Source organism: Chitinophaga agrisoli (genome assembly GCF_008386695.1).
Lineage (GTDB): Bacteria > Bacteroidota > Bacteroidia > Chitinophagales > Chitinophagaceae > Chitinophaga > Chitinophaga agrisoli.
Genome location: NZ_VUOC01000004.1, coordinates 1,971,366 through 1,981,952, shown reverse-complemented (window position 1 = coordinate 1,981,952; position 10,587 = coordinate 1,971,366). Strand labels below are relative to the sequence as shown.

General features: G+C 50.5%; 8 protein-coding genes. 7 read left to right on the top strand and 1 reads right to left on the bottom strand.

The features are described 5' to 3' along the window. The first annotated feature begins 9 nt into the window (after positions 1-9). From F0L74_RS27015 to F0L74_RS26990, 6 genes are read left to right on the top strand one after another with little or no spacing between them, the layout of a single operon-like run. Complete coding sequence (locus F0L74_RS27015) at positions 10-1,932, top strand: RagB/SusD family nutrient uptake outer membrane protein (protein ID WP_149841017.1); 1,923 nt, start codon at positions 10-12, stop codon at positions 1,930-1,932. 46 nt (positions 1,933-1,978) lie between these two features. Further along, positions 1,979-2,968: a glycosyl hydrolase family 95 catalytic domain-containing protein gene (locus tag F0L74_RS27010; RefSeq protein ID WP_149841016.1), complete on the top strand. Its 990-nt coding sequence runs from the start codon at positions 1,979-1,981 to the stop codon at positions 2,966-2,968. Positions 2,969-3,008: 40 nt separating this feature from the next. Beyond that, positions 3,009-4,418, top strand: a complete 1,410-nt coding sequence (locus F0L74_RS27005) for a pectate lyase family protein (RefSeq protein WP_149841015.1) — start codon at positions 3,009-3,011, stop codon at positions 4,416-4,418. 10 nt (positions 4,419-4,428) lie between these two features. Continuing rightward, positions 4,429-5,376, top strand: coding sequence for a pectinesterase family protein (locus F0L74_RS27000; RefSeq protein WP_149841014.1), 948 nt, complete (start codon positions 4,429-4,431; stop codon positions 5,374-5,376). A 10-nt stretch (positions 5,377-5,386) separates the two neighbouring features. Continuing rightward, positions 5,387-7,009 (top strand): glycoside hydrolase family 43 protein, encoded by a 1,623-nt coding sequence (locus F0L74_RS26995; RefSeq protein WP_149841013.1) that lies wholly within the window; start codon positions 5,387-5,389, stop codon positions 7,007-7,009. Between the two features lie 16 nt (positions 7,010-7,025). Continuing rightward, entirely contained in the window at positions 7,026-7,793 is a 768-nt protein-coding gene (locus tag F0L74_RS26990; RefSeq protein WP_149841012.1) for a rhamnogalacturonan acetylesterase, read from the top strand. On the opposite strand, the gene F0L74_RS26985 is transcribed toward F0L74_RS26990, so the two are convergent. Further along, the gene (locus F0L74_RS26985; protein ID WP_149841011.1) at positions 7,794-8,327 is read right to left on the bottom strand and encodes a hypothetical protein; all 534 of its coding nucleotides are present in this window, start codon (positions 8,325-8,327) and stop codon (positions 7,794-7,796) included. It lies immediately after the preceding gene. A gap of 138 nt (positions 8,328-8,465) precedes the next feature. On the opposite strand from F0L74_RS26985, the gene F0L74_RS26980 reads away from it, so the two are divergent. Continuing rightward, complete coding sequence (locus tag F0L74_RS26980; protein ID WP_149841010.1) at positions 8,466-10,535, top strand: CehA/McbA family metallohydrolase domain-containing protein; 2,070 nt, start codon at positions 8,466-8,468, stop codon at positions 10,533-10,535. Positions 10,536-10,587 lie beyond the last annotated feature (52 nt).

Below are 10,587 nucleotides of genomic sequence, written 5' to 3'. Positions count from 1 at the left end.
GTTTATCATATGCATGCAATAAAGAATAAGCAGGCGCATATCTGTATCCTCGTCCTCCTGGTGATCGTTCTGGGCGCCTGTAAAAAATTCCTGGAGCCGGAGGCCGTATCATCCTTTGACACAGAATATATCTTTGATAATACACAGAATGCAAGAAAAGCGCTCTTAGGCGCTTACATGGCCATGGCAGGCGACTATGGCTACGGCATTCGTATAAGCGGCTACTGGCCATACGACTCTGACGAAATGCTCAAAGGCACTAATCCACCCACCAGCGACGAAGGCCAGTTGCTGGCAAAATACCTGGGCATCCCATCCAACCTGCAGATCACCAACCCGTTTAACCAGATGTACCAGGGCATCGAACGCGCCAACCAATGTATTTACAACATCCCTAAAATGTTGCAATACAACGGCGGTACATCCATAGAGCAGGCGCAGTTAAAACGGATGCATGGAGAAGCGCTGGTCCTGAGGGCGCAATATTATTACGAACTATGCCGCAATTTTGGCGATGTGCCGGCGCAATGGTCGCCATCGCAATACGAGACCGATCTGTACAAACCGCGCACCAGCCTCGATACCATCTACGATCATCTCTTAAATGATCTGCAGCAGGCAGAGGAGATGCTGCCCTGGCGTACAGATGTGCCCAATATCGGCGATCAGCCGGATCAACGTTTTACAAAAGGAACGGCAAAGGCATTACGCGCAAAGATCGCCCTCACAAGAGGTGGTTATTCCTTATCAGTATCCAGCCAAACCATGACCCGGCCATCAGACTATCTCAATTATTACAAGATAGCAAGGGATGAATGCGCATCAATTATTGCCAATCCCGCCCAGCACACCCTGTTCCCTTCTTACAAGGGCCTGTTCAAAGACTACCTGCTGGCGCATAACCTCAATGACCCATCCGGCGAATTTATGATGGTGGCTTCCATGGCTTTTGGGTCTGGGGCCGATAGTAAACTGGGCATTCAGACCGGCACCCGCGTGAATGGTGTTGGCGGAGGCGGCATAAACATATTGCCTACCTATTTCTACATGTTCGATTCTACAGACCTCCGGCGGGATGTTACCTGCGTGCCTTATGAAATAACATTTGATACCATCAAGACCGGCCATGCCATGAACGCCGTGTATGACGGTAAATTCAGAAAGGAATGGGTAAGCAACCCCGGTTATGTTTTCAGCGCCGGTAACGCGTCCACATCCAGCCGGCCTGCTATCAATAACAGTCTGCAGAACATGCAGCTCAGCTGGCCGCTGATCCGCTTTGCAGATGTGTTATTGTGGTTCGCAGAGGCAGACAATGAGATCAACAACGGCCCAACAGCAGCTGCAATAGATGCCGTAAGAAAAGTAAACCTGCGTGGGCATGGTGGCAGTTATACGGAAGATGCGCCGGTTATCCCCACAGACAAAACCGGCTTCTTCAAGTTCCTGGTAAAAGAACGTATGCTTGAATTTGGTAACGAAGGCGTCCGCAAATATGATCTGATCCGCTGGAATCTGTTGGCTACTGCCATCACGGAAACCAGGGCCAGGCTGCAGGCATGGGCCAGCAGTACGGTAGACAATCATCCTGCGCTACCGGCTTATTCCTATATGGAGAACGGTCCCGTTTACGCCCGCGATCCATCACAGCTGCCTAGCTACCTCTATTTCTTAAAGAAACCGCCGCATTCTGATATAGATGGCTTTAACCCTTTCCTCAACTCATTCTATAAGCCAGGCCCTATAGAAGCGGCGCCAACAGACCAGACAAGGGTAAACTGGTGGTTGGGCGGATCAGGCGTATCCTCCAGCCAAACGCTTACCAACGCTTTTGCGCAGGGTTTTACGCCCAATAAAAGTGAGCTCATGCCGCTGCCGCAAACCCAGCGTGACGTAAACCCGAACTTAAGTCCGCAAAACCCGGGTTATTGATAGTTAACAACCGATAAGAAAGCATGCTTATGTTACGCTCTTTTATGTGGATGCGCTCCAGGAAGAACCTGCACACAAATGGATGGTAGTAGCGCCCTCTATGTCGCCGGAAAATAGCTTCCGCCGCGGCGAAGGCATAACAGCCGGTACCACCATGGACAACCAGCTGGTGTTTGATGTGTTCTCCAACCTGATCAACGCTGCGGCCATCCTCCATACAGACAAAAGCCTGGCAGATACCGTAACGGCTATGCGGAACAGGCTGCCGCCCATGCAGATTGGCCAATATGGCCAGCTCCAGGAATGGTTGCAGGATTTGGACCTTCCCAGAAGCACACACCGCCATGTATCACATCTCTATGGATTATTTCCCAGCAACCAGGTATCTCCCTATCAGTCCCCGGAACTGTTTGCAGCCGCCCGCACCGCTTTGTTGAACCGCGGGGACAAATCAACGGGATGGTCCATGGGCTGGAAAGTAAATCTATGGGCAAGACTGCAGGATGGTAACAAGGCCTATAAGTTAATTGCAGACCAGCTCAATCCCGCGCCCAAAGAAACCAAAGGTCAGCAGGGCGGCACCTATCCCAACCTGCTGGATGCGCATCCGCCTTTCCAGATAGATGGCAACTTTGGATGTACCTCCGGCATTGTGGAAATGCTGCTGCAATCACATGATGGCGCTGTGCAGCTGCTGCCCGCCTTGCCAGACAACTGGCCAGCTGGTAAAGTGAAAGGCCTTATGGCAAGAGGAGGTTACGCCATAAATATGGAATGGGAAAACCATCGCCTGGTATCGGCTACCATCACCTCCGCCTTAGGCGGTAATTGCCGCATCAGGTCTTATCAGCAGTTGGTAACAGGCAACGGTATATCCGTAGCTAAAGGCGGTAATCCCAATCCTTTTTTCATCACGGCGGATATTAAAGCCCCGCTGTCGGTAAAGCCGCTAAGCAAGCCGGAGAACATCAAAAAAGTATTTGAGTATGATCTGACCACACGTCCCGGTCAAACCTACACGTTAAAATTTAAATGAGAAATAAGACACTATGCTATATCTAAGGAACAAACTAATTATGTTGATCATCTGCGGCACTGCAGGTATCACCCCCCTGTTTGCCCAGCAGCCCGCTTTCCCCGGGGCAGAAGGCGCCGGTATGTATACGGCCGGCGGCAGGGGCACACCGGCAAGCCCTACCACTGTCTTTGAAGTGACCAATCTCCTGGATGACGGACAGCCCGGCTGCCTGCGTTATGCATTAACAGCCGCCGCTAACTATCGTACGGTCGTATTCCGGGTATCAGGCACCATTCATCTCAATGCACAACTGAGCATTAAAGACAATACCACCATCGCCGGACAGACCGCTCCCGGAGATGGCATCTGCGTGGCGGATTGGCCGGTGCGCATCAGCGGCAATAATGTGATCGTACGGTATATGCGTTTCAGAATGGGCGACAAGAACCAGCAGAAACTGGATAGCAACGGCAAGCCGGTGGATGGCAGCGGCGGGGACGACGCCTTTGGCGGAACAGGTCCCAACAACATCATCGTAGACCACATTACCGTTAGCTGGAGCACAGACGAAGCGCTGACCATCTACCGGGGAGACAACCTCACCATCCAATGGTGCCTGATCTCAGAACCGCTTAACTACTCATATCACTTCGAGGCCGGCGACAGCAATTATGAACAGCATGGTTATGGCGGTATATGGGGCGCCAAACACGGTAGCATGCACCATAACCTTTTTGCGCATTGCCGTAACCGCAACCCCAGGTTTTCCGGCGTTAGCACGTATAAACCTGCTACCATAGGTATTGAGAACGTAGATTTCCGCAATAACGTGATCTATAACTGGGGCATTAACACCGTATACGGTGGCGAGGGCGGTAATTACAACGTGGTAAACAACTATTACAAGTTTGGCCCCAACACCGGCAACGGCGTCAAATACCGCATCTGTAACCCAGGCAAAAGCGCTGCCTTCCCTTTCGGAAAATGGTATGTGGATGGTAACTATGTGGATGGATCCGCCGCTAACACCGCCAACAACTGGTCTGGGGTAAGCGTGGAAGATACCGCACTGGTAAAAGTAACCATGCCCTTTAATGTTGGTCATACAACACAAACCCAAACAGCCCCCGATGCTTTTACGGCCGTATTGGCAAAGGCCGGCTGCTCTTTACCCCGCCGCGACACCCTGGATCAACGCATTATAGACAACGTACGCAACAGGACTGGTCATATCATAGATGTGCAAGGCAATTACCCGCATGCTACGCCTTATGCGCAAACCGTTACGGCCTGGCCCACGCTCAAGGCTACATCCGCGCCGGTGGATAGCGATCACGATGGCATGCCGGATAGCTACGAGACCGCGCATGGCTTATCTCCGGCCAATGCGGCAGACAGGAATGTTTATGCCGCCAATGGGTACACCAACCTGGAAAACTACCTGAACAGCCTTGCCAACAATCAATAATAACAAAGCAATGAGAAAACATGCTTCACTATTCCTGTTGCTCTTTTTCCTGTTACCAGCGGCCTTTTGCCAAACCAGGAAGATAACCGTGGCAAAAGATGGCTCGGGCGATTACAACACCGTACAGGCAGCCATCAACGCCATTAAGGACGATAACCCGGAAACCACCATCGTTTTTATAAAGAACGGCACATACAAGGAAAAGCTCACCCTACCCGCCACCAAGATCAACGTACATTTCATTGGCGAAAGCGTAGAGCAGACCATTTTAACATACGACGATTATGCCTCCCGGAAAGACAGCGCCGGTAATAATATAGGCACCTCCGGATCGGCCAGCTTCAGTATTTATGGCGCAAATTTCAGCGCTGAAAATATTACTTTCGAGAACGCTGCAGGCCCGGTAGGCCAGGCCGTGGCCGTCAGGGTAACCGGCGACAAAGCAAAATTTGTCAACTGCTGTTTCCTCGGTTTTCAGGATACCCTGTATACCCACGGGCCAGATAGCCGGCAATATTACTCTAAATGCTACATTGAAGGTACCGTAGACTTTATCTTCGGGGCCTCCACCGCGCTATTTGATAGTTGTACCATCCACGGAAAAAAAGGCGGTTACTACACAGCTGCATCCACCACAGAAGGCAAACAATTCGGTTATGTATTTATCAATTGCCGCCTGGATGGCGATGCGCCTGCCGGTTCCTATTACTTAGGGCGCCCCTGGCGGCCAACCGCTAAAGTAGTATACATCCATTGCCAGCTTGGCAATACGGTAAAACCGGAAGGATGGCACAACTGGGGAAAAACGGATAACGAACGCACCGCATTTTACGCGGAATACGCCAACAGCGGAGACGGCGCTGCCTCTACCGGCCGTGTCCCCTGGGCGCATCAACTAACCGCAGCGGAGGCAAACAACTATACAACCGCCAATATCCTTAGCGGATGGAAACCATAACAAAGACACAATGAAAGGAATTATTACCATGATAGGGCTGGCATGTTGCCTTACCGTATCCGCACAAGACCGGTACATTTCCAAAGTGTGGGTAGCCGATAACGGCGACGGCACATATAAAAACCCAATTCTCCATGCAGACTACTCTGACCCGGATGCTATCCGGGTGGGAGACGACTACTATCTCACCGCTTCCTCTTTTGAGGACATCCCCGGCCTGCCTGTTTTACATTCAAAAGACCTGGTGAACTGGCATATCATCGGCTATGCCTTAAAACGCCAGCCTCCTTTTGAGCACTTCTCCGTGCCCCGCCATGGCGAAGGGGTATGGGCGCCGGCCATCCGCTACCATAACGGCGAGTATTACATTTACTATCCCGATCCGGACTTCGGTATTTACCTCACCAAAGCAAAGGATCCGGCAGGCCCCTGGAGCGATCCCATATTGGTAGCCGGCGGAAAAGGATTGATCGATCCCTGTCCGCTTTGGGATGATGACGGCCAGGTCTACCTGGTACATGCCTACGCAGGCAGCAGGGCCGGTATCAAAAGTGTGATCATAGTTAACCGGCTTAATAACGAAGGAACAAAAGTAATAGACGAGGGCGTGCTTGTCTACGATGGTCATACATTGGATCCCACCATCGAAGGTCCTAAATTTTACAAACGGGATGGCTACTACTACATCTTCGCCCCGGCAGGGGGCGTGTCTACCGGTTGGCAGCTGGTCCTCCGCTCCAAAAATATCTATGGTCCCTACGAAAGAAAAGTAGTGATGGACCAGGGGGCTTCCCCCGTAAACGGTCCTCACCAGGGCGCCTGGGTCACCACCCAAACAGGCGAAGATTGGTTTTTGCACTTCCAGGATAAAGAAGCATATGGCAGGATCGTACATCTGCAACCCATGAAATGGTCCGGCGGCTGGCCCGTGATCGGAACGGACAAAGACGGCGACGGTAAAGGGGAGCCCGTATTACGCTTCAAAAAGCCCAATGTAGGAAAGGTCTATCCGGTGCAAACGCCAATTGAAAGTGATGAGTTCAATGGCACCTCCCTGGGCCTGCAATGGCAATGGGCAGCCAACCCCAGGCCTGCCTGGGCATTCATGAACCCTGGCAGCGGCTGCTTACGCCTGTTCTCAGACAAACTTCCTGATAGCGCTAAAAACCTCTGGGGCGCGCCTAATATCCTCCTGCAGAAATTCCCCGCAGAAGAATTTATGGTGACCACCAAACTCAGTTTTAGTCCCTCCAAAAAGATCGAGAACGAAAGAGCGGGACTAGCTATCATGGGTCTTAGCTATGCAGGCCTTGCCGTAAAATACACGAAACAGGATACCTACCTGGTAGCCATCAACTGTAAAGATGCCGCCAAAGGAACCGCAGAGAACGAGCAAATGATCACCAAACTAACCACGCCTGATCTCTATTTACGGGTGACGGTAGGCAAGGGGGCCGTATGCAAATTCTCCTACAGCCTGGACGGACAATCATTTCAGGAAGCAGGGCAGGCCTTCAACGCGGAAGTAGGCCGTTGGATCGGCGCCCGGTTTGGGCTCTTCTGTGTAAGGCCAGAACAAACCAACGACAGCGGTTGGGCAGATTTCGACTGGCTGAGAGTAACACAGCCATAACATCAAACAACAACATATGAAAATCACAGATAAAAAGATCCTCCTGGTGGTCCTGTTTTGCATGACTACCGCTTTTATAGCGCCGCCACAAAAGATCCATGTATGGCTGATCGGCGATTCCACCGTATGTGACCAACCCCTCGACAGATCGCCCGTTACGGGCTGGGGCACGCCCTTTGCTGGTTTTTTCGACTCCTCCGTGGCCGTGATCAACAAAGCCCGCGGCGGAAGAAGCACGCGCACCTTTATCAGCGAAGGCCGCTGGCAGGAAGTGGCAGACAGCCTGCAGGAAGGCGATTATGTACTCATACAGTTTGGCCATAACGACGAGGCAAAAGAGCCCCGGTACCGCGACCGGTATACACCTGTTCCCGACTACAAGAACAACCTCGCCAGGTTCATACGCGAAGCCAGAGGCAAAAAAGCGCAACCCGTTTTAATAACACCCGTAACTCGCCTGTCTTTTGACTCCACCGGCCATGTAAAGGAAACCCACAGAGAATACAGCGCGGCCGTGTGGGAAATAGGCCGGCAGTACAATGTTCCGGTCATCGATCTGGATACAAAAAGCCGCCAGCTGGCAGATTACTTCGGTCCCAAATATGCCAAAGTATTATACATGCAGGTAGATTCCCTGGAAAACCCGCACTATCCCGCAGGCAGAAAGGATAATACACATTTTAACGAATACGGCGCCAGGCGTATCGCAGAGTTGGTGCTGGCGGCTATACGGGAACGAAAAATGGAATTAGCGGAGAGGATTACGAAAAAAGTTGCGCCCTGATCATCCTTCAACAAATGTTATCTCCGTTTCTAACTTGTCCAATAAATACTTTTCAAATTTTATAATATCGCCTTTGTCATTGTAGTAAAATCTAAACCGGTCTTTGCTCTTATCGGCAATAAGAGTTACTTGTCCTTTAGCATTATATGTAACAGAATAGTTATAAGGAACACTGGAGCACGCAACGCAGGCGGAATAGGCATAATTGATCACCCGTCCAAGGCTGTCATAAGAGTAGGTGTTTGTCCAGTTAGATTGAAAGTCTTTTTTGCCGTTTGGGTTGCTCCAGAATGAGATTGTCTGTCCGCTGTATTGTTTGTCAGTAAACTTTTTGGGCAGATGAGCTGGTGAGGAAAAGTGACGTTGAAAAAAATAAACATCGATTGGTTCATTTTCTATTTTAATAGCCCCACTTGTTTGCTGGTAAAGGTTGCCATTTATATAAGTTTTCTTCTTAAAAGTTTTTACTTCTCCAGTCTGAGCATAACAACTAAATGTCAGGATTGTTAATAATGTGATTATGTATGGTTGCATGATAGTCTTTTTTCCGTCCTTGACTTAACCGGCCATTTACACTAATATACAAATTTTCTCTATCTGTCCCCTCCGGCAAAGCCCTCCGCTTTTATTTCCCAACAGAAAAATATATATTAAGCGATCAAAATCCATGTTATGAAATTGGCTTTGTTGTTCACTATTCCACTATTCGTTGCCGTTGCTGCTACAGCCCAGGTAAAAACAGATCTGAAAGACTTTAAACCCGCTAATGGGGCAATGGTCCGCCAACATGGTCAATTACTGGAGATCAGCTGGCCGTCCGGCAATGCACACACCGGTAATATTGTATTCGACCTGGAACCGGGCCACCCGCTCTTTAAAGAGATCTCCCTCGATAAAAAACTGATCACCACTAATCTCGATCCCGCATTTGTGCTGACAGTCGGCCAAAGGGACCTGGTTTCACAAAACGGATGGAATATCTTTTTTGATAAAGTACCCAACAAACCTCACCAGTCATACCCGGTTACAATAAAGAAAAACGCTGCATCGGTAAAAACAGTAGGCAGCCATACCGTTGTTACCATCGGCCAGCTCTCCGCTGAAACCTTCACCGGCGCACTTGAGATCACCTTTTATAGCGGCAGCCCGTTATTCAACATAGCCGCTGTGCTGGCCACCCAGACAGATGCTAAAGCGATTGTTTTTGATGCGGGTATGATAAGCAGTTCGCCTGACTGGCAGCAGGTTTCATGGATAACTACGGGCGATAGCCTGTCCCAAACGCAGGTCGCTGTAAAAGACACCGCCCGTAACCTGGCGGTTAAATACCGCGCCATAGCCGCAACAGGTAAACAGGGCGCCCTGGTACTGTTCCCGCCGCCACACCAGTATTTCTATCCTTTAGACGAAGCCTTTAACCTGCAGTTTACCTGGTATGGCAGCCACTATCGTCAGATGATGGATGGGTATGGGATCGGTATCAGACAAGAATTGCAGGGCGATAAACGTTTTGTTCCATGGTTTAATGCGCCGCCGGCTACAAAACAACGCCTTAATTTCTTTTGCTTACTGAACGCGGAAAATAATGCGGAAGCCTTTTCGGCTGTAAAACAGTTCACACATAATGACCGCTACGTCCCGTTACCTGGTTTCAAGACCATGTCCAGCCACTTCCATAATGAGTTTATCATGAGCGTAGTGATGGCAGGTAAACCGGTACCGGAACATCCGGAATTCGTAAACGTCTTCAAACAGATGGGGCTTGACATTGTTCACCTGGCAGAGTTCCATTACACCGCTGATCCTAAAGGTCCGGACGAAAAAAGGCTGCCTCAGCTAAAGGCACTCCTTGACCTATGTGAAAAACAATCAGACAACGACTTTCTGCTCTTACCCGGCGAAGAGCCCAATGAATTCTTCGGCGGCCACTGGCTCGAGCTGTTTCCCCGCCCGGTCTATTGGGTAATGTCCCGTAAGCCAGGCACGCCATATGTAGAAGAAAAACCCGGCTACGGTAAAGTATACCATATCGGCGATAAACAGGATATGCTGCGCCTGCTGCAGGATGAACAAGGCCTCGCCTGGACAGCCCATCCCCGCACAAAAGGCTCCGTGAATACGCCAGACGCCTATAAGAACGAAGCCTTCTTTCTATCGGATCGTTTTATGGGCGCCGCCTGGAAAGCCATGCCCGCAGACCTGTCTCAGCCACGGCTGGGCAAAAGGGTCCTGGACCTGCTGGACGACATGAACAACTGGGGAACAAAAAAGACGGTCATCTGTGAAGCGGACCTGTTCACCGTCACCCCGCAGAACGAGATGTACGCGCATATGAACGTAAACTACCTCATGCTGGATACATTGCCCGCCTACAAAAACGGCTGGCTGCCCGTCCTCAATGCTATGCAGCATGGCCGGTTCTTTGGTACCACAGGGGAGGTGCTGATGCCTTCGCTAAAGATCAATGGCCATATTTCAGGCGATAGCCTGCAGCTTCCATCCAACGGCGCTGCGGAGATCGCCCTTACACTTAACTGGACCTTCCCCATGAATTTCATAGAGATCATCTCAGGGGATGGCGCCAAAGTATACCGGGAGAAAATAGATCTCACCAACACGCAGGCATTTGGACAAAAGACGTTCACCATCAAAACGCAGCTGGCCGGCCGGAAATGGGTTCGCGTAGAAGCCTGGGATGTGGCCGCCAATGGCGCTTTCAGCCAAACGTTTTACCTCCGGTAAACTTTGATCGTTATTATATAATACAGAAAAGCCGTTGATACTTCAACGGCTA